Origin of the sequence: Bacillus sanguinis, assembly GCF_018332475.1 — a bacterium.
GTDB classification, from domain to species: Bacteria; Bacillota; Bacilli; order Bacillales; family Bacillaceae_G; genus Bacillus_A; species Bacillus_A sanguinis.
The window spans coordinates 1-925 of the sequence record NZ_BOQB01000606.1 but is presented as its reverse complement, the minus strand read 5'-3'; the positions used below and the strand labels follow the sequence as shown (position 1 = coordinate 925).

1 protein-coding gene is annotated in these 925 nt (G+C 29.7%); it reads left to right on the top strand.

Features of this window, described 5'->3' with window-relative positions:
* Nucleotides 1-143: 143 nt before the first annotated feature.
* The coding region (locus tag KI369_RS28825; protein WP_212959037.1) for a metallophosphoesterase at nucleotides 144-925 on the top strand (782 nt) is incomplete at its 3' end.

Sequence of the window (925 nt, the reverse complement as noted above, 5' to 3'; positions counted from 1 at the left end):
AGAGGATAAAGGTAAAATAAATATATATGATGTATCCGATATGAAATTTCATGTACTGTACTATATTCAATAAAAAATCAAAAATATATAATATAATACAGTTAACATAAAATAAGCGTTTTATGAAAATAAAAGGAGAGAATATGAAGAGAAATATGAATAGAATCATATTGTTTATTGCCATAATAGTAGGCTTTAGTATCTTTTTATATGTACAGAACAATTTAATAAGTATAACTGAAGTTAATATAACGTCTAGTAAAATCCCTTCCCATTTTAAAGGATATAAAATCCTACAAGTTTCAGATTTACATAATAAAAAATTTGGTGATAATCAAGATGTTTTAATTCAAAAAGTAAATAGTATAAACCCAGATATTATAGCTATTACGGGTGATCTAATTGACAGTAAATCCTACGATGCAGAAGTAAGTATGGAATTAATACGGGAGCTTGTAAAGGAGTATCCCGTCTATTTTGTGACAGGAAACCATGAAAAATGGTCAGGGAAATATAATGATTTAGAGAAAGGATTAAAGAAACACCATGTTACGGTTTTAAGAAATGAACATGTAACGATTCATAAAGGGGAACAAAAAATAAATTTACTTGGAATTGATGATCCGGCATTTGTAGCTGGAAACCGTGATGAAGGAAATGTTGTAAAAGATGAAATTTTAAAAGCAAAATTTGAAATGAAGCCAGCTACATATAATGTATTACTATCCCATAGACCTGAATTTCTGGCAGAGTATGCTAATGAGAAAATAGATTTAGTGTTATCAGGACATGCTCATGGAGGACAATTTAGATTGCCATTTATCGGAGGATTAGTTGCCCCGAATCAAGGTATACTACCTAAATATACAGCAGGCTTATATGAGGAACAAAATACAGCAATGATAGTTAGTCGAGGATTAGGAAA